Source organism: Desulfosporosinus paludis (genome assembly GCF_045689965.1).
GTDB lineage: Bacteria > Bacillota > Desulfitobacteriia > Desulfitobacteriales > Desulfitobacteriaceae > Desulfosporosinus > Desulfosporosinus paludis.
This window is the reverse complement of record NZ_CP144211.1, coordinates 3,802,976-3,826,220: the sequence shown is the minus strand read 5'-3', so window position 1 is coordinate 3,826,220 and position 23,245 is coordinate 3,802,976. Positions and strand designations below refer to the sequence as shown.

At 44.7% G+C, this 23,245-nt stretch carries 24 protein-coding genes and 1 riboswitch; all 24 genes read right to left on the bottom strand.

Translation table 11 applies throughout. The features are described 5' to 3' along the window. Entirely contained in the window at window positions 1-387 is a 387-nt protein-coding gene (gene gcvH, locus VZF35_RS19080; protein ID WP_407307484.1) for a glycine cleavage system protein GcvH, read from the bottom strand. 62 nt (window positions 388-449) lie between these two features. Next, the gene (gene gcvT / locus VZF35_RS19075; RefSeq protein WP_407307482.1) at window positions 450-1,544 is read right to left on the bottom strand and encodes a glycine cleavage system aminomethyltransferase GcvT; all 1,095 of its coding nucleotides are present in this window, start codon (window positions 1,542-1,544) and stop codon (window positions 450-452) included. Window positions 1,545-1,832: 288 nt separating this feature from the next. Then, window positions 1,833-1,939, bottom strand: a riboswitch (glycine riboswitch). Between the two features lie 142 nt (window positions 1,940-2,081). After that, window positions 2,082-4,856 carry an isoleucine--tRNA ligase gene (gene ileS, locus VZF35_RS19070; RefSeq protein ID WP_407307480.1) on the bottom strand — a complete coding sequence of 925 codons (2,775 nt, stop codon included), beginning with the start codon at window positions 4,854-4,856 and terminating at the stop codon, window positions 2,082-2,084. 314 nt (window positions 4,857-5,170) lie between these two features. Next, the gene (locus VZF35_RS19065) at window positions 5,171-5,644 is read right to left on the bottom strand and encodes a hypothetical protein (RefSeq protein WP_407307478.1); all 474 of its coding nucleotides are present in this window, start codon (window positions 5,642-5,644) and stop codon (window positions 5,171-5,173) included. Window positions 5,645-5,732: 88 nt separating this feature from the next. After that, a complete protein-coding gene (locus VZF35_RS19060) occupies window positions 5,733-6,194 on the bottom strand; it encodes a DivIVA domain-containing protein (protein WP_407307476.1) in 462 nt (153 codons plus the stop codon). Between the two features lie 12 nt (window positions 6,195-6,206). Beyond that, complete coding sequence (locus VZF35_RS19055; RefSeq protein WP_407307474.1) at window positions 6,207-7,004, bottom strand: RNA-binding protein; 798 nt, start codon at window positions 7,002-7,004, stop codon at window positions 6,207-6,209. Then, window positions 7,005-7,268: a YggT family protein gene (locus tag VZF35_RS19050; RefSeq protein WP_407307472.1), complete on the bottom strand. Its 264-nt coding sequence runs from the start codon at window positions 7,266-7,268 to the stop codon at window positions 7,005-7,007. Window positions 7,269-7,281: 13 nt separating this feature from the next. After that, window positions 7,282-7,719, bottom strand: a complete 438-nt coding sequence (locus tag VZF35_RS19045) for a cell division protein SepF (RefSeq protein ID WP_407307470.1) — start codon at window positions 7,717-7,719, stop codon at window positions 7,282-7,284. A gap of 32 nt (window positions 7,720-7,751) precedes the next feature. Further along, window positions 7,752-8,459, bottom strand: a complete 708-nt coding sequence (locus VZF35_RS19040) for a YggS family pyridoxal phosphate-dependent enzyme (RefSeq protein ID WP_407314715.1) — start codon at window positions 8,457-8,459, stop codon at window positions 7,752-7,754. Between the two features lie 77 nt (window positions 8,460-8,536). After that, window positions 8,537-9,481: an HlyD family efflux transporter periplasmic adaptor subunit gene (locus VZF35_RS19035; RefSeq protein WP_407307468.1), complete on the bottom strand. Its 945-nt coding sequence runs from the start codon at window positions 9,479-9,481 to the stop codon at window positions 8,537-8,539. A gap of 69 nt (window positions 9,482-9,550) precedes the next feature. After that, window positions 9,551-10,921 carry an ATP-binding protein gene (locus VZF35_RS19030; RefSeq protein ID WP_407307466.1) on the bottom strand — a complete coding sequence of 457 codons (1,371 nt, stop codon included), beginning with the start codon at window positions 10,919-10,921 and terminating at the stop codon, window positions 9,551-9,553. A 4-nt stretch (window positions 10,922-10,925) separates the two neighbouring features. Then, a complete protein-coding gene (locus tag VZF35_RS19025; RefSeq protein ID WP_407307464.1) occupies window positions 10,926-11,612 on the bottom strand; it encodes a response regulator in 687 nt (228 codons plus the stop codon). A gap of 117 nt (window positions 11,613-11,729) precedes the next feature. After that, complete coding sequence (gene pgeF / locus VZF35_RS19020; RefSeq protein ID WP_407307462.1) at window positions 11,730-12,545, bottom strand: peptidoglycan editing factor PgeF; 816 nt, start codon at window positions 12,543-12,545, stop codon at window positions 11,730-11,732. Between the two features lie 150 nt (window positions 12,546-12,695). Continuing rightward, a complete protein-coding gene (locus tag VZF35_RS19015; RefSeq protein WP_407307460.1) occupies window positions 12,696-12,974 on the bottom strand; it encodes a YlmC/YmxH family sporulation protein in 279 nt (92 codons plus the stop codon). A 245-nt stretch (window positions 12,975-13,219) separates the two neighbouring features. After that, window positions 13,220-13,993, bottom strand: a complete 774-nt coding sequence (sigG, locus tag VZF35_RS19010) for an RNA polymerase sporulation sigma factor SigG (protein WP_407307458.1) — start codon at window positions 13,991-13,993, stop codon at window positions 13,220-13,222. Between the two features lie 57 nt (window positions 13,994-14,050). Next, window positions 14,051-14,776, bottom strand: coding sequence for an RNA polymerase sporulation sigma factor SigE (gene sigE / locus VZF35_RS19005; RefSeq protein WP_407307456.1), 726 nt, complete (start codon window positions 14,774-14,776; stop codon window positions 14,051-14,053). Then, a complete protein-coding gene (locus VZF35_RS19000; RefSeq protein ID WP_407307454.1) occupies window positions 14,777-15,694 on the bottom strand; it encodes a sigma-E processing peptidase SpoIIGA in 918 nt (305 codons plus the stop codon). It lies immediately after the preceding gene. Window positions 15,695-15,897: 203 nt separating this feature from the next. Further along, window positions 15,898-17,277 carry a methyl-accepting chemotaxis protein gene (locus VZF35_RS18995; RefSeq protein ID WP_407307452.1) on the bottom strand — a complete coding sequence of 460 codons (1,380 nt, stop codon included), beginning with the start codon at window positions 17,275-17,277 and terminating at the stop codon, window positions 15,898-15,900. Window positions 17,278-17,693: 416 nt separating this feature from the next. Then, the gene (gene ftsZ / locus VZF35_RS18990) at window positions 17,694-18,755 is read right to left on the bottom strand and encodes a cell division protein FtsZ (RefSeq protein ID WP_407307450.1); all 1,062 of its coding nucleotides are present in this window, start codon (window positions 18,753-18,755) and stop codon (window positions 17,694-17,696) included. 236 nt (window positions 18,756-18,991) lie between these two features. Then, complete coding sequence (locus VZF35_RS18985) at window positions 18,992-19,321, bottom strand: small basic family protein (protein ID WP_047810778.1); 330 nt, start codon at window positions 19,319-19,321, stop codon at window positions 18,992-18,994. A 20-nt stretch (window positions 19,322-19,341) separates the two neighbouring features. Next, entirely contained in the window at window positions 19,342-20,067 is a 726-nt protein-coding gene (locus tag VZF35_RS18980; RefSeq protein ID WP_407307448.1) for a cell division protein FtsQ/DivIB, read from the bottom strand. A gap of 115 nt (window positions 20,068-20,182) precedes the next feature. Then, window positions 20,183-21,448: a UDP-N-acetylglucosamine 1-carboxyvinyltransferase gene (gene murA, locus VZF35_RS18975; RefSeq protein ID WP_407307446.1), complete on the bottom strand. Its 1,266-nt coding sequence runs from the start codon at window positions 21,446-21,448 to the stop codon at window positions 20,183-20,185. Window positions 21,449-21,491: 43 nt separating this feature from the next. Continuing rightward, window positions 21,492-22,373 carry a UDP-N-acetylmuramate dehydrogenase gene (murB, locus tag VZF35_RS18970; protein ID WP_407307445.1) on the bottom strand — a complete coding sequence of 294 codons (882 nt, stop codon included), beginning with the start codon at window positions 22,371-22,373 and terminating at the stop codon, window positions 21,492-21,494. Next, the gene (locus VZF35_RS18965) at window positions 22,288-23,133 is read right to left on the bottom strand and encodes a hypothetical protein (protein ID WP_407307444.1); all 846 of its coding nucleotides are present in this window, start codon (window positions 23,131-23,133) and stop codon (window positions 22,288-22,290) included. The genes murB and VZF35_RS18965 overlap by 86 nt, the downstream gene beginning before the upstream one ends. Between the last annotated feature and the right edge of the window lie 112 nt (window positions 23,134-23,245).

Sequence of the window (23,245 nt, the reverse complement as noted above, 5' to 3'; positions counted from 1 at the left end):
CTAATGTTCCTCCTCTGCCAGAAACTCCTCATATTCGGCAGCTGTCATCAAGGAATCTAGAGGCGACAAATCCTCCGCTTCAACTTTTATTAGCCAACCCTCACCATAAGGATCGCTGTTCAGCAAATCAGGTGAATCCATCAGCGCAGTGTTTACTTCTACGACCTTGCCGCTCACAGAAGCCGTAATATCCGAGACCGCTTTAACAGATTCAACAGTTCCGTAAGATTCTCCCGCAGTAACGGTCGCTCCTTCCTCCGGAAGCTCAACAAAAACAACATCTCCGAGGCTTTCTTGAGCATGATCAGTGATTCCAAAGGTCACTATGTTCCCGTCCACCTTGGTATACTCATGCTCTTTGTTATACTTTAATTCTACTGGATTCATGATATCATCCTCCTCAAATTTTTATTATTTTACCCTACGAGACTATAAGACATCCTGTTGCTTTAGCTCCGCTTATAAAATAGGCTAGGGATGATCTTGGCCTGAACAGCCTTTCCCCGAATCATGACGTCCAGCTCTTGGCCCAAAACCGCGATATCCGCTCGAACAAGGCCAAGGGCAATATTCTTATCCAAGGTTGGTGAGAAAGAACCTGAGGTGACGAACCCAATCTCCTGACCATCTTTTTGCAAAGGATAATGGGAACGAGCAATTCCTCGTCCGATCATCTCTAGACCTACAAGTTTTCTTGGGATACCTTGCTCTTTTTGCTTTAGAAGAGCGTCCTTCCCAATAAAATCCGATTTATCAAGCTTGACAAAAATACCCAACCCAGCTTCCAGCGGAGTAATAGCTGCCCCTAATTCATTGCCATAGAGCGGAAGTCTAGCTTCAAACCTCAACGTATCACGAGCGCCAAGTCCAATGGGCTGAATCCCTTCTGCAGAACCGATCTCCAGAATCTTCCGCCAGAGTTGTCGTCCATACTGGGGTGAAACGTAAATTTCAAAGCCGTCTTCTCCAGTATACCCAGTACGGGAAATGAGACTCTCTACACCATCAATCTCTCCATAAGTAAACGTATAGTATTTTAGACTCTTCAAATCAACCCTTGTCAGCTGCTGCAATATTTTTTCCGCTTGCGGCCCCTGTAAAGCAAGCTGGGCATATTGGTCCGAGATATTCTCTACAGAAACCTCAAAACTTTTAACCTGCTCAAGCATCCAGGCAAAGTCTTTCTCCGTATTTGACGCATTCACGACGAGCAGGAAATGGTCTGGGTCATGCCGATAAACCAGCAGATCGTCGACAATTCCACCATCCGGATAACACATAGGAGAATAGAGGATTTTTCCGTTCTCCAGCTTACTTGCATCGTTTGTAATCAGCATCTGGACAAAGGCTAGGGCATCTTTACCCCGAACATCGATCTCACCCATATGTGACACATCAAAAAGCCCGGCATTTCTTCGCACCGCATGATGTTCTTCGATCACCCCGGTATACTGCACAGGCATTTCCCAGCCGCCAAAATCAATTAATTTAGCCTTAGCTGCTTGATGTTCCTCATAAAGTGGCGTTCGCCTCAGTTCCACCATCTTGGCACCTCCTCAATTCTTTTACATCGATTAGTATTTCCCTAAAACTGAAACAAACCCTCCCATGCAAAGGAAACTTAGCGGCTTCAGGGACACTTGGCCGTCCATGGCCAGCGCCGCCTCAGTGCGCTTATACTGTGGAAAGTATTTTAATGAAGCTACTTTCCGACAATATAAAAAAGGACAGAGAAGATGCACCTTCGCACCTTCTCTGTCCTTGAACCTGAGAGATTCGCCGTTTCCGGCTTCCCCTTTGGTGTTCCCTTTGAGAGAAACTCTCCAGAGTACCGTCTACTAGCCGTACCTTTGCCTGAGAGTTTCCCCCCTTGAGAAGCGACTTCAAAAGGTTTTCTCCTTCGGCGTCTGGAATACCAGATCTCTCCTGCTAGTATCATCCGATAGATATAACTATTGTTGTTTACTATACTATGCCTTTTTCCCCAATTAGTCTATACCCTTTTCAAGTGTTTGACTGATTTTTTTCAATTTTATATTACTTAATTCGACAAGCCATACTAAGTTCATCCAGCTGATCTGCTATTTGGCAAATTGTTCAATAACCGAACTACAACGCGGGCAAATTGTCGGGTGGTTCTCATTTTTTCCGACTTCCTCATGAAACATCCAACATCGTTCGCATTTTTGACCCTTTGCCGGCTGTACCAGGATCCCCAGGCCTTCGTGAACTTCAGCTTCTTGTACACCTTCAGGCCTTTTTTCAAGAGGTTCGTGAACTGTCAGCTCAGAGACAATGAAAATTTCTGCGAGATTCGGAACTTTTTGCAGGAAAGCATACTGCTCTGCCGTGGGATAAAAACTCACATGAGCGGTCAATGTATGATTAATCGTCTTTTCCTGACGTGCTTTTTCCAACACTTTGGAAACGTCTGTCCGCAATTCGAGGATCTGATCCCAAAGATCGGCTAATCTCTCGTCCATCCACTCTGGATTGACCTTAGGCATTTCGCCCATTTGAACATTCTCTTCCGCCTTTTCACCAGGAATGTACGGCCAGATTTCTTCTGTCATGAACGATAAAATTGGCGCTAAGAGACGCACAAGAGCATTCAATACTTCGTACAACACCGTTTGGGCGGAACGGCGAAGCAAGGAGTTTTTCCCTTCCACATAGAGTCTGTCTTTGACGATATCAAGATAAATAGCACTTAACTCGATGGTACAGAAATTATGAATCGTGTGATAGACCCAGTGGAACTCATAGGAATCATAGCCTAATAACACTCTTTCGATGACCTTCGAAAGCTTAAGCAAAGCCCAACGATCAATCTCTTGAAGCTCCTGATAGCTTACCTTGTCTTTCTCTGGGTTAAAATCATTCAAGTTGCTCAACAAGAAACGAAGTGTATTGCGGATTTTGCGATAGGCTTCGGACATTTGCTTCATAATACGCGGAGAAGCCGCCACATCGTTCTTATAATCGACAGAGCTGACCCACAGGCGAAGAATATCCGCTCCTAATTCTTGAACAACTTTAAGTGGGTCCACTCCATTGCCCAAGGATTTGGACATTTTGCGGCCTTGCTCATCAACGACAAACCCATGTGTCAAGACATTCCGATAAGGAGCCTGACCAAAAGCAGCTACTGCCGTGGAAAGAGAGGAGTTAAACCAACCGCGATGTTGGTCTGAGCCTTCTAAATAGAGGTCTGCTGGCCAGGCCAATGCTTCACGTTGTTTCAATACGCCGGCATGACTCGTTCCCGAATCAAACCAAACATCCATAATATCCAGCTCTTTACGGAATTTTGCACCTCCGCAGGAACAGGCAATTCCTTCAGGCAACAATTTTTCCGCATCGTGCGCAAACCAAGAATCTGAACCTTCACGCCGGAATATATCTTGAACTTTAGCAATAGTTTGTTCATTGACCAAGACCTTGCCGCAGTCCTCACAATAGAAAATGGGAATCGGAACGCCCCAAGTTCTTTGCCTCGAAATACACCAGTCCCCTCGATCCGCAATCATGTTGAAAATCCGATCTCTGCCCCAGGAAGGAATCCAGTGTACTTTCTCAATCTCTTCCAAGGCCGCCTGGCGAAATCCATCGATTGAGGCAAACCATTGTTCTGTCGCTCGGAAAATAATCGGACTCTTACATCTCCAGCAATGGGGGTAACTATGTTCTATCGTTTCCTCAAGTACAAGGTCCCTTGTCTTCTTGAGATCTTCCACGATCACAGGATTTGCTTTATCAGTTTTAAGACCTGTATACGCTCCCGCTTCGGCGGTGAATTTTCCTCGATGGTCAACTGGGCATAGTACGTCCAACCCATATTTTTTTCCGACCAAGAAGTCGTCTTCCCCATGCCCAGGTGCCGTGTGGACGCAGCCTGTACCGGCTTCCAAGGTCACATGTTCTCCGCAAATTATCACAGAGTCCCGATCCATGAGGGGATTCCGGCACATTACTCCTTCCAGTTCTCTGCCTGCAAAAGTCTTTTCAACGGGAAGCTCTAGCTTCCACAGGGCACGCAGAGATTCGAGCATCCCCTCTGCCACAACCCAATGTTCCTTCTCCACAGTGACAACAACATAGTTTAATTCCGGATGGACACTGATCGCAAGATTAGCAGGTAGTGTCCATGGGGTTGTGGTCCAAATCACTACATAGGAATTTTCTTCCGTAAGGACATTCAAACCATTCTTAACGGCAAATTTAACGTAAATAGCTGTCGCCGGCTTATTAGCATATTCAATCTCTGCCTCTGCTAAAGCTGTTTCACAAGAAGGGCACCAATAAACAGGCTTCAGGCCTTTATAAATGTAGCCCTTCGTCGTCATTTTTCCAAAAATCCCGATCTGTGCAGCCTCATAGTCTTTTTGCAGGGTTAGATAGGGATGTTCCCAATCTCCGCGGACACCCAATCGTTTGAATTGCTCACGTTGTATGCCAACATATTTCTCTGCGTAAGCCTTACATTGTTGTCGAAATTCGAGCGGTGACACGGCATGACGGTTGACGCCCAGTTTTTTAATCACCTGCTGTTCGATTGGCAGGCCATGGGTATCCCACCCTGGTACATAAGGGGCATCATAGTTCATCATGGTTTTATATTTTACGATAATATCCTTTAGGACTTTGTTTATAGCATGCCCCAGGTGTATATCCCCATTAGCGTAAGGCGGCCCATCATGAAGAATAAATTTAGGGCGTCCGGCACGCGCTTGCTGTACTTTTTCATATAGTTTTTGTTCTTCCCAAGATTTTAGAATTTCCGGTTCTCTTTGGGGAAGGTTTCCCCGCATTGGAAAGTCCGTCTCCGGCAGATTTAAGGTTTCACGATAGTCCATAAATACTTCCTCCTTATTAATCTCAAAGCCAACAGATGTCAAGACTACCCTAAATAACTAAAATCCCGCCCCTCCTATAAAGGGACGAGATCACTCGCATACCACCCTTGTCGCTTTCTACAGCCACTCGGAAGTCTTTTAACGGTGACCAACCGAAAGAAACTTACGAAAAAGTTCAGTTCTCCACTCCAAGGGGATTTTCTTTGTCGTTTCCTCACGGGCTTACACCAGTTCCCGTTCGCTGTTGAGGGAGCTAGACAAAAACAGTCCTTGTCAACGCTTTCATCCATTATTATTTCGTAACACTATATAAATTAGTCCTTTAAAATAACCTTGCGCAAAATCGTTACTAATTTCGCTTTCCCTTCCGACTCTATGGGATCCACCATCCAAAGACACAAAAAAGAGATTTTCTGTCTTCTCCATTCTTGAACCAACGGCTCCATTTGTTCTTTTGAGAGGTATAAATGTGTTGACTCTTGAGCAGGTGTTAAGCTGACCACAACACAACGTTGCTCGATGTCATCCATAACCTGAAACGCACGATCGAGCAAATCATCACTCCCGGTCATCAGAACATCTCCTGGTCGAAAATGATGACTCGCTTCGGCAAGCCCAACACAAAAGATTTTCATATCTTTGGCTTCTAAAGGGAAATCATCGAGGGTTGGTAAAAGCTGAATCTCTTGTCCTCCTACTTTCCCAATAAAAATCTGTTTCTCATCCTCGTGCAAGCCAAATCCTTGAATGAGAAAGTCAGAAGATATTTCGCTAATTAATCTATTCATTGGTGACAATCCTTCTCTTTCAAAGTTCTCTTTAGAACATTTTACCACGAAACCGGAGGCGTTCGCAACAACTGACGACTCCAGACCCCTAGGCTATCCCTTCATTTCGCTCTTGCATTGTTTCCAAATCAAGATGGGAGAGTAAAAAGGATTTTAGTTGCGTTCGAATCAGGTCACGCTTTCTGATTAGATCTTGAATTTCTCCTTGTATTTCTTCCCATTTTTGCTGAGCTTCAGACACTTCTTCTAACTTTTTCTGTTCGGCTTCCCTCAGCAAAAGTTCGGCCTCATGGCGAGCGGTTTGTTTCACTTCTTCTGCCGTTTGCTGCGCTAAAATCAAGGTCTGTTGCAGAGTATTCTCAATTTGACGAAAATGATTGATCTCAGCTTCTAACGCCTTGTTCTTTTCGCGCAGTTCAAAATTCTCTGAATAAGCGGACTCAAATTCTTGACTTACAGTTTCCAAAAACTTCTCCACTTCCCCGCATTGATACCCCCGAATTCCTTTGCTGAATTCCTTATTGCGTATATCAAGAGGAGTCATTTGCATTATAGTTCCCTCCTAACGGCGTTGTGACTTATAAAGTACGATTTGCCAAGCTATTCGTTCCTTGCGGGTCGAAATGCACTCTAAAAGCTTAATCCGTCCATAACCTCGGCAAGAAATTGTTTCCCCAGGCTGTAGTTTGATATCTGCTTTGCTAACTGCAAGGCCCTCACGCCGCACCTTACCTTGTACTATCCATTCCTGAGCCGATGCCCTTGAAACACCAAAAGCATGAGCGAGCAAGGCATCTAAGCGCGATGAGCTTACGGTGACTCTTTTCTGTTCTCCTAAATCTGGCTGGATATCCGGCGTTTCAGGACAAATTGATACTTCGACTTTTTCCTTTCCTGCCAATCTCCATTGATTTATTAAAAACAAAGCAACCTCGGCCGATATCGCAAGATATTGTCCATCCTGGCCAACCCGAATATCCCCCAGCACATCCCGCCTAAAGCCGAGGCCAATAAGAGATCCTAAAATCTGACGGTGTTCCAATTGGGCACGGGGGTCTAACGGTCGAATTCTAAGAATCTCCAGATTTGCATCTTGAGGGCTTAAACTTGCTCCCCTAGGACCTATTATAATCCGAACGCGTTCTGCGTCTGGAAACCCACCTTCGGCTAAAAAGGCCAGTTGCTCCTTACGCAGAATTGCTTCCGCCCAATCTCGCATCGCAAAACTCAAAAAAGAAGTGACCTGTTTAGAGTCTTCCCTGAGCACCGCATCAACTTGGTCTAGAAGATGAGCAGCTTCCAAACGCACTTCTTTCTCGCTCCAATACCCAAGCACACTGCGATCTGCAGAACGTTTCATTTAGTAAAAAAGCCTCACAATCAGCGATTGAATTAAGTTCAGCACAATAATAGCGATCAGAGGAGAAAAATCCAACCCCATGGTCGCACCGCTTATTTGGAAACGTCGAAAGGGCTTTAATAGAGGATCTGTCACATCATAAAGGATAGTAATGAGTTGGTTTGGTTTTAATTGCGGAACAAATGACAGGAAGGTTCGAATAATGATCGCAAAAATAAGGATTGTTATTACCTTATCAATAATTTGAGCGATTAAAGAAATCAAATTGGAATCCCTCCTATTTTGGCCAGAACAGACCTTTAACTTTCAGCTCATCGCGCATCTCCCCAGAAATGTCCACGTTATTAGGCACAAATAGGAAGATCCCATTTCCAACTTTTTGCATGTTCCCATTCAAGGCATAAGTTGTCCCACTGATAAAATCGACAATACGTTTCGCTAGAAGTTTCTCAGCGTTCTCCAGGTTAACAATCACCGGTCGGCGAGATTTTAATTGATCTGCAATGTTTTGGGCTTCTTCAAACGTATTAGGTTCCATCACGACTACTCGCATTTGCTTTTGAGTATGGATACTAACAACGGGTGCATTCTTGCGGCTGGTACGTACCTCTTCTTGAGCAACTTTTTCTTTTTCAGTTTCCTCAAAAATCTCTTCTTCAGGTTCCTCATCAGCAAATCCCATTATACCAATCATCTTGTCAATCAATTTTGCCATGGTTTGTCCCTCCCTTTTTAGGTTAGCCAGTTTCACTTAGAGTTAAAGCCTTTCGCCTCACGTTCACCAAAAATCTGACGTCCCACACGGACAAGAGTTGCTCCTTCTTCAATTGCCGCTTCAAAATCTCGGCTCATACCCATTGAGAGCTCCTGTAAATCTACGCCCGTCCATTTTTGTGATTGCAAAGAATCCCGAAGCTTCCGTAGCTGACGGAAAAACTCCCGCGTTTCTTGCAAACTAGCTTCTAGGGCACCAATGGTCATGAACCCCTGAACACGAACATTCGGATAATCCCCGATAGAGTTCAAAAAATCCGGGACTTCCTCCGGAGCCAACCCTGCTTTAGAGCTATCACCTGCGATATTGACTTGGACTAATGTTGCCCAAGTCAGGCCCCGCCTCTGCCCCTGCTCGTTCAGTGTTTCTAAGAGCGAAAAACGATCCAAAGAATGGATCAAGGCAACCCTTTCATTTAAATATTTGACTTTGTTAGTCTGTAACCTGCCAACAATATGCCATTCACAATCGCTGGGCAGAAGCGGATTTTTCTCCATCCATTCTTGAACTCGGTTTTCAGCGAATGCCCGTTGGCCAGTCAGATAAGCCTCATGCAAATTTAAAACCGGCTGGGTCTTAGAAACTGCCAGTAGCCGAACAGTGTCTTTATCCCTATTACTCCGCTCAACAGCCCGTAGAATTCGCCCACGGACTTCAATTAAACGTTGCTGAATACCCAAATCTGCCATATTCTGAATATCCCCTTCGCAAAGAATTCTACGCCCTTTCCTCCGTTTCCTGCTTCTTAAGCCTTATCCTAGATATTTTTTACCTTGGCGATTAACCCTTCAAGCCCATCTTGGGGATTTGTCACAACAGGAATACCACTAGGCAAATTGTCAACACAAGCTTGTTGGTCATCTTCGTCCAGCACTTTGACCTTTTTAAAATGAACAACACCTTCAGTGGAAACAAAGACCCCCAATTCTTCCCCTTGTGTCCAAAGTGCACTCTTAGGTACGAGAACTCCACTGGTCTGGGGAGAATAGCTCCAGGTCACTTCCTGATGTCTGTTAGACGCCGAACCATCGACATAATGAGGAAATTGAACAACAACTCCCATAGGGTTTTCGGATTTGCGCATAATTTTAGCATTCATAGTCTGATTTCCTACCGTCAACCGCAGTGTTTTTCCGACCGTGAGATCATCAAGGCTCTGTAACTGAAGGAAGGCCATTGTCGGCATAAGATTGTTGACAATTTTCCCCACAACCTCCCCCTCCTGTACTGCTTGTCCGGTATTTTTAACAACGGAAGTCTGAGCAATCAATTTTTGCAGGTCCATAGACATTAAGTTATCACTCGTCATGATCGTCTCCAACCCATCGCTTTGATGAAAGAATAGACCACCCATACCGGCTGTAATGGCCATGTTCGCTGCGGAACCCTGCTTCGTTCCAGGTGCAGCTCCATTTTGTTGCAGTGCAGCGAGAGTTTCTCCCCGTCGAAAACGCTGGCCGTCATTCCCAATAAATTGAATCGTTCCAGAGAAGGGAGCAATAACTGGCAACTCCTGATTGGCATACGTTGCGGGGATCTTTCGTTCATGAGTGATTGTTCCGGTCTGGGCTACTGCAAATTTGATATCTTTAGCCGCAAAGTTCGATCGATAAGACCAAACGACTCCCCCAACCAAGATAAGAAATAACCCCCCCCAAAACCAATATCTCTTTGGTTTTGTTTTTTGTTTCTTTTTCTCCATGTCACCCTCCCTGGTTCACCATTCTCTTTCTCAACCCCTCTATTCCAAAAACTATAGGGCAAATATCCGCTATTTTGCCCTAGGCAAGTTGCATTTAAAAACAGTTCCAATTCCAAGCTGGGATGTTACGTTGATAGTCCCTCCGACTCCTTCTATCATATGCTTAACAATACTTAGCCCCAGCCCTGTCCCTCCCTGTTCCCGTGATCGGGCTTTATCCACGCGGTAAAACCTCTCAAAAATCCTTGGCAGCATTTCTTCAGGGATACCACAACCGGTATCTCCGAATTCTAACTGAAGGTGCTCTTGGAGAATTTGCGCTCTTAACCAAACCCGTCCTTCAGTCGTATATTTTACAGCATTCTCTAAAAGATTTAAGAGGAGTTGACTTAATAAATCTTCACCCATCGATAGCGGTGGCAAATTGTCCGGAAGAGTAACTTCCACTTCAATTCCTTTAATCTGAGCGAAGCTGAGAATTACAGGCTTTATTTTTTCATAGGCTTCCTGAAGATAACTAATTTTACCGGAACCCAATCCCCCCCTGCTCTCTCGTCCCTCGAAATGAGCTAACGTCAATAGATCCTCAATCAGACGTTGCAAACGCAAAGTCTCAGCCTGAATAATCTTTAAGAAACGCTCACGCAGAGAGGGAACATCTGCTGCACCATCAAGAAGTGTCTCCACAAATCCCTTTATAGATGTCAGAGGAGTCCTCAATTCATGAGAAACATTAGCAACAAATTCTGTACGCATTTGTTCCAGACGGCGCAATTCTGTTACATCGTGGATGACAATAACGGCCCCTCGCGGCTGACCGTATTCACTCACGATCGGATTAACTTGGCTTTGAATCGTCTTTTGACCAAAGCGTGTTTCTCGAGTCACCGATGGTTCTCCTGAAAGCACTTTACGAATCAAATGTTCTAATTCGGAGTCACACGTTAGCTCAAGTAAGTATTTCAACTTACGATCCGTCTCATGGCGTTCAAAAATCCTATTAGCTGCAGCATTTACTAAGACAACCCGACCCACTTGATCGACTGCCACAACTCCTTCTTGCATTCCTGCTAAAATTGCCTCCATTTTGTGAGCTTCTTGTGTCCCATTTTGCACGATCATCTCCACATGCCTTAAAAGACCATTGAGTTCGGTCGTAAATTCTCCAATTTCATCGGTTGAATCTGAGAAATCGATTCGTTCATAATCTCCTCTGGCAATGCGTTGAGTGGCCAAATGAAGTTTTTCCAACCGTCTGGACAAATACCCAGAATAGGCATAAACCGCTCCTGCCGGAAGACAGAGGGCGAGAAATACCACTTTAAAGTTTACTTGTTGGGCTGCAGAACCTAACCTCACATTTTCTCCCACCCAAAACAAAAGCAAGGACAGTCCTGCCATAACAATAAAGAGTCCGGTTAAGCGCCATTTTATACTCATACGTTTAACCTTTAAAGCGATAGCCAATTCCGCGTAGGGTTTCAATGTACTCTGGATTCGAGGGATCTTGCTCTATCTTAAGACGCAAATGCCGCACATGCACATCAACTGTACGGGTATCTCCATGATATTCATATCCCCAAATTCGTTCCAGAAGCTCGTCCCTGGAGTAAACTTTCCCCGGATGGGCAGCAAAGATCCGCAAAAGTTCAAATTCTTTGGGCGTTAGCTCCGTTTCCTCCCCCCGAATCAAAACGCGAAAACCATTAATGTCAATACGCAGGTCTCTGCGTACGATCATGGCATCAGAGTCTTCCTGGATGTTTAGACGGCGTAAACGAGCTTTGATTCGTGCCAACAATTCTCGCGGACTGAACGGCTTTGTCATATAATCATCTGCGCCAAGCTCTAAACCTAAAACTTTGTCAATTTCCTCACCTTTCGCAGTTAACATGATAATCGGTATTTGCTGATATTTTGGATTTAAGCGCAGCCTTCGGCAAACTTCTAACCCGTCCATTACCGGCAGCATAACATCGAGAACGAGCAAATCCGGTTGTTCCTTCTCGATACTGGCTAAGGCATCAGGTCCATCTTTCGCCACTCGAACCCGATATCCTTCTTTTTCCAAATTAAATTTTAAAAGTTCTTGAATTGGTTCTTCATCGTCCACTACTAAAATTGTTGCCACCTAATCCACCCCCTAATCGAGGCACAAGGTCCGAATATTTCGTACCTCTCGATAACTTTTAAACTCTTACCCCTACGCATGCGTCATACCTCATTCTTGTTGCGAATGCCTCACATCTTAAGGCCTCGTGCTTCGCATTCTGATCCACCCTGCCATTCGTCCAGTTCGTGCGCCATCACGCCGGTGTGAAAAAAAACTCTCCGGGTTATCCTTTGTACAAACAGCTGCCATAGAAATGTTTTCCCTACGGACCCCTTTTTCTATCAGCACATTTTTATTGGCCTCCCATAAATCCAGTTGATAGTGTCCGTTGGACAGTGAGTGTAAAAATGGGGTCTCACCAAAGTTAGAACGAAACTGGCAAGCCACATGCTCATCGACCGTATAACAACAGGGCCCAATACTTGGTCCAATCGCAACCCAAACATTCTCAGCGCACCCTCCAAGCTCTGCAAAGCGTTCCAAAACTCCTAGTCCTATTTTTTGTACGGTTCCTTTCCACCCTGCATGAGCAATTCCAACTGCCTTAATATCTGGAGCATAGAAAAAGAGGGGAACGCAATCCGCATAAAACATCATTAGGCCAACTGAGCCTTGGGTAACGAAACCATCGACAGCAGGAATAACCGACTCTAATTCACGAACCCCTCGGCCTCTATCCCTTTCATGAATCCAAACGACGTTTGCTCCATGTACTTGTTCTCCAACGACAGCCTCAGGCCACGGAACACCCCAAGCCTCCAGCCAACGCTTCCTGTTTTCCACAACGGCTATCGGATCATCACCAACATGAAGCCCTAAATTAAGTGCTTCGTACGGAGCGTCACTGACACCCCCCTTTCTTGTCGAGAAACCCATGTCAATTCCTTCTTCAAGCCATTTCGAAATCGTCAGATAGCTCAGATCCCCCTTAGCTCGCCAATTCCAGTTCATTCCTCCGACTCCTTTAATTTCTTTTAAATATACCATTTAATAACCCTAAGAACAAACCTGCCATTAGTCCTACTGGGATTAATAAATAAAGCATAAGCTCATGTTCTTCAAGAAGCATGAACTTATGCCTATTGGTAACTTAAGATACACTTACCGACGATCCTCATTTTCAGAATGAAATTCCGGCAAATCGTTGGCGTCTACTAAAATAACATCCACGCCGATTTTCTTCACGCGATCCCAGGGAATGATAAAATCCTCCGGCCTGCCCCCGCCGAAAAGTCCCCAACTGCTTCGTGTCGGCCCCGGCACAACCATACCTTTGACCATACCCTTTTCAAGATCCAAGTCAAGATCTTTTATCGGCCCTAATCGTCGGCCATCTTTTACATTGACAACATCCAATAAGCGTAAATCGGAGATTCGCATAGTCAGACCCCCCTATCGAGGTTCGATGTTCGAAGTTCGGGATACGAGTTTGGATTTAAATTTGGGCTACCCCCGGATCTTCGGTTATGTCATCTATGTCATCATATGAGGGAAGGTCTCAGAATAGCCTATAATTTATAATTTTTGGCATGTATAACGTCGCAAATATCGTACACTTTATTATAATGCCTCTGTATTGAAGCACCTGCTTTCATTATGCATCATAAGTTTCACAATGCTTTCGGCTAGACATACTTGCGCATATGCTGCATGGCAGCCTTCTCCAGGCGAGAAACTTGGGCTTGCGATATACCTATCTCATCGGCAACTTCCATCTGGGTTTTACCATTGAAAAACCTTAAAGACAAAATTAGTTTTTCCCGCTCGCTCAGACGCCGAAGCGCTTCACGAACTGCAAGACCCTCAACCCATCCCGTGTCAGATTGCTTATCATCGCCTATTTGATCCATGACAAAGATTGGGTCCCCTCCATCATGATAAATTGGTTCGAACAAAGAAATAGGTTCTTGTATAGCATCCAAGGCAAAAATAACGTCTTCTCGGGGAAGAGAGAGCTTACCAGCGATCTCTGAGACAGTTGGTTCCCGTGAACATTCACATACTAACTGATCTCTTACCTGTAGGGCCTTATAGGCGATGTCTCTCAGCGAGCGACTCACCCTAATGGGATTATTGTCCCGTAAATAACGGCGGATTTCTCCAATGATCATAGGCACAGCATAGGTTGAAAACTTAACGTTTTGACCAAGATCAAAGTTGTCTATCGCCTTCATCAGCCCAATACACCCGACCTGGAACAGATCATCAACATACTCTCCTCGATTCGTGAACCTCTGAATAACACTGAGAACAAGGCGGAGATTTCCATGAATCAATTTGTCCCTTGCACTGCGGTCTCCAGCTTGATAAATCACAAACAGTTCTTTCATTTTCGCACTGGATAACACAGGTAACTTCGAGGTGTTCACGCCACAGATCTCAACTTTATTTAATGCCAAATTAAGAGCACCTCCCCAGCCAATTCTGTTGAGAAGTATGCCCGCTCAGACTTTTACTTATTCCAAACGACAAAATTCTTTGCGTAATCTGCGAATTATTCTTTTTTCTAGTCGAGAAATGTAGGATTGTGAGATTCCAAGTCGATCCGCGACCTCTTTTTGGGTCTTCTCGACTCCGTTATCTAAACCAAATCTCAACTCCATAATGACCTTTTCTCGATTCGTTAACCTTCCCATAGCCAAATGCAACAATTGACGATCGACTTGTTCTTCAATTGGTTTGGAGATGACATCGTTTTCCGTGCCTAAAACATCCGATAGCAACAACTCATTGCCATCCCAATCAATATTAAGCGGCTCGTCAAAGGATACCTCGGAGCGAGTCTTGTTATTGCGTCTAAGATACATCAAGATCTCATTTTCAATACAGCGGGAAGCATAGGTTGCTAATTTTATCTTTTTTTGAGGATCAAAGGTATTGACTGCCTTGATTAACCCAATCGTTCCAATAGACACAAGATCTTCAATCCCGATCCCCGTATTCTCAAATTTACGGGCAATATAGACTACGAGCCGAAGATTTCGCTCAATTAGGATATCTCTGATCGAAGGATCACCCATTTCCAAACGTTCTAACAGTATCCCTTCTTCATCCGAATTTAGAGGAGGCGGCAAGGCTTCACTGCTTCCGACATAATAAATCCCGCCTACTGAAAGAAATTTCTGACGAAACACAACCCAAAGACGGCTTACCGTATTTTGAACATTACTCCACCACTTCAATTATTCATCTCCACCTTTCTGCACAAGTTCCGGGTGCAGTAACGCTTGATATTCACCCTCTGAACTTAACACTTGCTCGATAAGCGCCACCGTTGCATGGATTTGGCGAGGTCCCTTCTCATCAAAACAGGTGATACGTTCAGGTCTGATTCCTAGAAGCCAGCTCTGACGATCAATGGTTTGAAAAGGGATAAAAACAAGTCTTTTAATTAAACCAGGATTATCTTTCCACAACAATAGTCGAGGATCTTTACTTTCTTTCCAGGGAATATCGTAAAAACACTGCACATCATTAGGTATCGAGGTAGCAGCGGCCTGCTCTTCCACAAGTAAAACAGGGTTGCCGTTTAAGGGATCCCGCAGTTGGTTTCCTGTATCCAACAATGCCTTTAAATTAACGATCCTCTGTCCTTGACCATCAAAATCAATTTCTAAATTGTAAATACTTTGCACTAACTGCGCCCTTCCTGCCTGCCATCTCTGCCAGCGATTTTGTAGAAACCACCATAAAATAACTGATAGCGGCAGAATCCAAAACGTTTCTTTCACCAGAGTAAGCAGAACATAACTTTGTCCCTTATCAAATTGCAGCCATCCCCACAGCGCATAAACAAACCCTCCTAATCCGGCTGAAAGAAGCCAAAATCCTACGAAGACTTTGAGAAAGGTGTTCAAACTTCGAATTGGGAAAGCTGCAATGACCATCAGAAGGGGAATAGCCCATTTGCTCAGAGTCGTCCACGGTGGACCAGAATAACACACTAAGATTACTGGGATTTCTCCAATCAGAGACCCAACAAAAATTCTTCTTGGCTTCACGGGCAAATGGATCAGGTGCCCAATTAGAATAAGCAGCAGGGCATCCATCGCCCCATTCACGAGCATATCCAAATCAAGATAAGTCACAGCTCCGCTCATCGACGCATCCTTTCTATATCTATACTAAAAATTATAGCTTAGCAAAGGCGGAAAAACCTGTCGCTTTCAGTGGCTCAATGTGGGATTTTTTAGGAGAATGAGTACGAGTGGTGTAGTTATTTTGCTCATGGAAAAATAAAGAAACCTGTCAGGATAAGCTAAAGTATCCTGACAGGTTAAAAAATTACGGATCAACCATTGATTTAGCACTCTTGCTGGAGTTCTTGCAGTATAATGACAACCTCCTGGGATGCTTGAGCCATCCGTTCAAGCAGTTCTCCGGCCTTGACTTTATTGCCCTGTTCAATGGCCAAGGCTGCCTCACGCGCGAGGTCATGGACTCGCTTATGGGGAGCTTCCAATTGCCCAAAGACAGACAAGGATCGGCAGTGTTCGGATTTACTGCTTTCGACCCATTGTCCCAGACGACATTCTTTATGGTTGCCAACTTCATCCGCTGTTAAATGTTCAAACCCCAATAATAAGTTATAAATTCGCCAAGTCCACAAGAGGTGGTCTGTTTTATAGAGTTCTAACGCTTGCCGAGTTGACAACTCAGATACTCTGCCGATTTGATCCATACGAATTGCCTGTAAATCCAGGCTGAGATCATAAATTCCCTGCCCTGTTACCTTGGCAATTTCTTCGATCGCCTCAGCGGCCAGTGCCACCGTAGACAAGCTGCTGGCTGCTTCTTGAACCGCAGCACTCTGTTCTTCACTGCTTGCAGCAATACTTTGGATATCTTCAGTAATCGAATTAAAATTTTCAATGATTCCCTCTAACGATGAAGCTGCTTCCTGCATGATGGTTTTGCCGTTGTGCATTGTTTGCGAGAGAGTCACAATCTTCTGGGTGGTTTCCAGGGAATTCTGACTCAAACCAGCAATTTTTTGCCGAATATCTGTTACGGAGGTTTTTGTATGTTCTGCAAGTTTGCGCACTTCATCCGCTACCACTGCAAATCCTCGGCCTTGCTCGCCTGCCCGTGCCGCCTCGATGGCTGCATTCAAAGCCAGCAAATTCGTTTGATCGGCTACACCAGCAATAACGCTCACAATTTTTTCAATGTCACGCATGGAAGTAAGTACATCTTGGACTTGCTGACTTACCGATGTAAACTCGTCAAAAGAACGCTCGACGAAGAGAATCGCCTCATGAATTTTCTCTCCGCCGGACACAGCGGCCGTTGTCGCTTGTTCCACAAAACTGGCAGAATTCGTAGCCGATTGGGCAACTTGGTTGGAGGAAGCCCCCAGTTGTTCCGACTGAGCGGCAAGATTCGTTAGATGATCGGTTTGCTCTGTTATCTTGAGCAGCATTTGGCGTATGGAGGTCATCTCTGTCAACCGCTGTACAGAGCTATTGATATCACCCAGAGAGGATGATGCCGCGGATTGACTCTCCGTAATGACTTGATTGAGTGACTCTAGTATAGGAGCGAGGGGACTTGCCGGAGCAAGCTCTACTTCAAGAGGTCTGGTAAAATCACATTGAGTTAAAGAATGATACATTTTTTCACAATCTGAGCCTAAGGGTAAAGTTTGGGCATTCTCCCGTTTAAATAATCCCATATTGCACATCCTTCTCTAAGATATAAATTAAGTAAGTATGAGAACCCTCCTTAATCTGTATCCGGAAAGTTCTAGGAAATTGAAAATGCCTAAATCCTTAATCCCAATTAAATTCTGCCATGATGTTCTCATCCCACCTGAAAATATTATACACTATTTTCTCAGATTCTTCATGATTCTCTCTTTTCTTAGTAGAATCGTGTTATTTCCTTTAGAAAGTTTATTATTCTTGAATTTAATAATCATTGTACTCTAATAAATACAAATAAATCGACTTTCATGCCAATTCCTTTAGGACTGGAAGAATTCAAATAAAGAATCTATTTTATTAACTAATGCACAATAAAGCACTTCCCTTGTATGAGGAAGTGCTTTATTGTGTATTAGTTTATGTCATTGTCTTAGACATTTTATTTAGATACGGGTTATCGGCGACGCCTTAAGAACTCAGGAATATCAATATCCACTTCTTTCGTTACCGGTTTAATAACAGTTGCCTCCGGAGCCTTTGGGGCACCCGCAAAACCAGCCCACTGCTGATCAAATCCGGTGGCAATCACGGTTACTCTTAATTCTTCCTTAAGATTTTCATCGATAACGGCGCCGAAAATAATATTCGCCTCAGGATCTGCAGCATCAGAGATAATCCCAGCAGCCTCGTTCACTTCAAAGAGAGTTAAGTTGATGCCACCCGTGATGTTTAGCAGTACACCCTTAGCTCCTTCAATCGAAGTCTCAAGTAATGGGCTGGAAATGGCTTTACGAGCTGCATCCACGGCTCGGTTTTCCCCTGTTGCTTGTCCAATTCCCATTAACGCTGAACCAGTGTTCGACATAATCGTTTTAACATCTGCAAAGTCCAGGTTGATCAAACCCGGCACCGCAATCAAATCCGAAATCCCTTGTACACCTTGCCGCAGGACATCATCGGCAATGCGAAACGCTTCATGGATTGTCGTATGCTTGTCCACAACCTGGAGCAAACGGTCATTCGGTATGGTAATCAGCGTATCCACTTTACTTTTAAGCTCAGCAATCCCTTTTTCAGCTTGCATAGCCCTTTTGCGGCCTTCAAACGTAAATGGCCTCGTAACGACACCCACCGTAAGTGCTCCCATTTCCTTAGCTACTTCAGCAACGATGGGGGCTCCACCCGTACCAGTACCGCCACCCATACCGGCCGTCACGAAGACCATATCTGCGCCCTTGAGTGCTTTAGCAAGCTCTTCGCGGCTTTCTTCAGCCGCTTTAGCTCCTATCTCAGGGTTTGCACCTGCCCCAAGGCCTTTGGTCAACTTAATCCCAATCTGCACTTTCTGGTTGGCGCGAGAAAGCTGTAAAGCCTGCGAATCAGTGTTGACAGTCACAAAATTTACCCCTTGTAACCCAGCAGTAATCATCCGATTAACCGCATTGTTTCCTCCTCCACCGACTCCAATTACCCTTATCTCGGCAATTTGGTCTAAGTCAGTCTCAAATTCTAGCATCTAGGCTTAACCCCCTCGCTTCATTCTGCCTGCAACTCTCAGTTCAGGCTCGGTTATGATCTTCTTTTGACAACAATAACGCACGTTTCACTGCCAAAAGTGCAAAAGCTAACATCCTATCGTTGAACATTCTAAAGCATATTTGTTACAAATTCTATATGTTTAAGCATTATCCCTTTTTTTTAAAATAAAAACTTTCAGCAAAGTGAATAACTTCGGTTTTCCTTTAGACTATGCTACTTTTTTAACAGGTGGCGCCGAATGCTTCCTAAGTTATTGAACAAACGCACACCAAAGGCTACGATTGCCGCTAAATAAAGATCGACACCAATACGATCTCCGACATATGCCAGAGCCGCTGCTAAAAGCATGTTACTGAAAAAACCGCTTAAAAATACAGTGCTGTCGAAATGATCTTCTTGAGCCGAGCGAATGCCGCCTAGAACGGAATCTAAAGCTGCTAAGATTCCTACAGAAAAGTATTTTGCGTATTCTATCGGGACAGAAAATGGACTAACATACCCAATGGCCAATCCTAATACTAAGCCTAGTAGCGGTAACCACATTTTTTTAGAATCCTCCCGACTTAGCGGCCGATGACTGGTTTCGCCGCTGTAAAATCAATATAGCGTACCCCTTGTTGGAACGATTTATACTCTTTGTCACTGATCAATTGCAGAAGAGCATTTAATTTTTCTTTCCATTCTTTGGCCTGTCCAAGACGAACTTCTACGCCACTTGTCAAGTATAAGGTCATCTGTTGGATCTCATTGACATGGAGTTCTCCGATCTGTCCTAATAATTCCTTGGGAGCTTGTCCCAGTAAACTAAGCGCCGCTGTTAGAGAAGGATTGCTAAGGTTTTGACCAGGCCCGATCGTATCGGCCAATGTAATTCCCGTAATGACCGGATGATCTGTTTTTGGCCAACTCTCTAACCTCCGTAAAAAAGTTCCCTGGGCATCTACCTCCAATACTCCTTTTGGAACTACAACCAAAGCGACCGGGGTTCGTTCAATAACTTGTATAACTAAGGTATGGGGCAGCATTCGCTTGAACTGCACATCTTGAACGAGTGGATGCAAACAAATTTTATGCTTCAGTTCCTCTTGATCAAAAAGCAAAAGATTCTGCCCCTGAACCCCATTGGCTAATTTCAAAATCTCATTTTCCGGAATAACCGTTAGTCCTTGAACAGTGACGTGTTGAATAATAAAAGCACTGGAGCGAAGGAACAAGGCTAACCCTAGTGCAAGCAAAATGGTCAAGGCTGCCAAATAGAAGAAGGATGTATTCGTATTCTTGGATTGCATTAAGTATTTCCTCCTTGTTTCCAAGTATAACGAATACAAACCTATTCTGTCATGCCTTTTTCAAAATTTTTTCTTGACAAAAATCCCAGTTTTTCTCGAATATTCTTTGATCTTATTATCCTTTACGAGTGACTCGCAATAGTTTTGCTCCCAAATGTCGGTACTTCTCTTCTAAATTTTCATAGCCGCGATCAATATAATCTACTCTTTCCAAGACAGTAGCTTCATCTGCTGCCAATGCGGCTAAAAAGAGCGCTGCCCCAGCCCTAAGATCTGTAGCCTCAACGAAAGCTCCTTCCAACGTTTCTGCGCCTCGTATAATAGCAGTTCTGCCCTCCACCTTGATCTGAGCTCCCATCCGACCTAACTCATCCACATGCTGGAAGCGGTTTTCAAAGATAGTTTCTGTGATAATACTGGTTCCTTCTGCGCAAGCCAGCATCGCCATAAACTGAGGCTGCATATCTGTAGGAAACCCTGGATACGGCATTGTCTTTAGGTCTATGCTGCCAATTTTCCCTTTCTGCTGTACTCGAACAGCATCATCTAAAAGCGTAATCTTGGCTCCGGCTTGACGCAATTTGGCGATGACGGGCTCTAAATGTTCTGGTACGACATTTTCTATCATTACATCGCCTTTGGTCATGACCGCAGCGATCATATGAGTACCGGCTTCGATTCGATCCGGAATAACAGTATGTTCTGCCGGATGGAGAATTTCAACTCCGTCAATTCTTAGAACATCCATTCCTGCCCCACGCACTTTAGCACCCATTTTATTAAGGAAATTTTGCAAGTCGACAATTTCCGGCTCGCGCGCAGCATTTCGGATGACAGTCGTTCCTTTTGCCAGGACAGCTGCCATCATGATGTTTTCAGTAGCCCCTACACTCGGAACATCAAGATAGACTTCGGCCCCTTCCAGCTGGTCTGTCCACGCTTCAATATAACCATGCCTTTCTTTAACTTTTACTCCAAGCTGCTGAAGGCCTTTAATATGTTGATCCATCGGGCGAGAACCAATGGCGCACCCACCCGGTCTGGAAATTTTCACCCTTCCGTACCGAGCTAATAACGGGCCTAAAATCAGATTTGAAGCACGCATTTGGCGCATAAGCCCTTCATCGACATCACAAAATTCTAGAGCTGTGGCATCAATGAGTAATCCTTCGTTCTGACGCACCGCCTTGCAGCCAAGGTGCTCAAGAACCTCAATCATATGAGTAATATCTGCTAAAGCCGGAATTTCCAGCAGAGTAGAAGTCCCTTCGACAAGCAGAGTTGCTGCCAGCAAAGGAAGGGAAGAGTTTTTCGCCCCACTTACTCGAATACTCCCCTCTAACGTTTGTTTTCCCGTAATGACATAACGATCCATAGCCATAATTCTATTCCTCCTCGGTGTCACTACTTAGTGGCATAGCGTTCTATTTCTTTCCCAAATACTCTATTTCTGTCTGTAAGTCAAATCCATACTTTTCTTGAACATCTCTCTGGATTTCTGCGATTAAAGCCAGAACGTCAGTAGCCTTAGCCCCACCTGTATTGACAATGAAGTTGGCGTGTTTGTTAGAAACTTGAGCACCCCCAATGCTTCTTCCCTTCCAACCAGCAGCCTCGATCAAACGTCCTGCAGAATTACCGGGCGGATTTCGAAAAACACTTCCCGCATTAGGTATCTCTAACGGCTGATTCATCGATCTATTTCTTAGATTTTCCCGCATCATTTGCAGAATTTCTGTGCGGTCTCCCCGGGTAAACTTCAACACGGCTTCCGTAATCCAGACCTCACCTCGCAACGAGCAAAAACGATAACCAAACTCTATTTCCGCTCTTTCAAACGTCCGAATAGTCCCATTCACCGTTATGGCCGAGACTCTCTCGATCAATGAGGCTATTTCACCGCCATGAGCACCGGCATTCATGATCACGGCGCCGCCAACAGTACCGGGAATTCCACGGGCAAACTCTAAACCACCCCACCCGCGTTCTCCAACTTCTTGAGCCAGACGAGCCAAAGGATACCCCGCTTCTACCCGGACCGTATAATCTCCCCAGTCGATGGAACGCAATTGCGTGGTCACTAGAGTTATTCCGGGAAGCCCTTCATCCGGCAGTAAAAGATTTGAACCTCTTCCAACGAGCCAAAGGGGAACCTTGGCAGCCATCGCCCGCTGTCGAGCCTCCTTCAAATCTTGAAAGGTCTGGGGCCAATAGGCAAACTCAGCAGGTCCACCAATCTTCCACGTGGTCAACTGCTTCAGAGGGTAATTTTTCTCCACTCGCCCCGGCATTCCATCCAATACCATGATTGTTCCACCTCAAATTATCCGTCATTATGTTGTCAGTCCAAATCGGGGCAAGTGCTAACTTAATGTCCAGCCAAGAAACTCCCAAATTAAGGCATTGTGCTATAGCGTCTGCAGCCAAACATTCTTCTGCCAGATTTGGCCACCTGGGCAAATGACCTATATAGGTCTTCCCGTCTCCTTGATAAAAGTCAATACCCCATTCACGAACTTCCCAACAAGCATCTATGCCGATTTTTGCCGCTCTTCCCATTGTATGTTCTACTCTGAACTCCGCTAACCAAGTCTCTGGCAAAATCCAAATTAAACCGAGCTTTCTTTCACATTTCCACGTACCCTCATTAGTTTGCCAAAGAATAGAAGGTTCAAATCCGGCCTCCTTTAAAATGTGCCCGATCAAAGGATAACCTTCAATGAAAACCGTCTTTTTCGGGAGACGTATAACGATTTCATCTTCCAAAATAGTATGTAAAAACGACGCAACAGTTTGCAGCGGTATCCCTTGTTCCAAGACCTGAGCAGACCAATGGTCTCGATCAACATCAGGCCAAAGGATTCCTTCCGTAACAGGACTTATTTCCTCATGTTCATAACCAAACGGGTTTTCTAGCCAACCTTGTTCAGGCAGAGGGCTAAAATTACTAATCGCTGGATCAACCTCAGAATACTCAAGATTCAGTTCCTTGAAGAGACTTCGAACTCCTTCGATTCCTGGTGCCCCAGAAGCTGCAATGAACAGCACTTTTCGCCTTGGCCACACCTTGCTCACTCCTCTTCTTATTTCTGCCATATGGTATGCATAGAAGCAAGAAGGTGTGAGCGAATTCAATATTCAATATTTTGATTCCTTACCTTAGGAGTCGGTCTTCGAG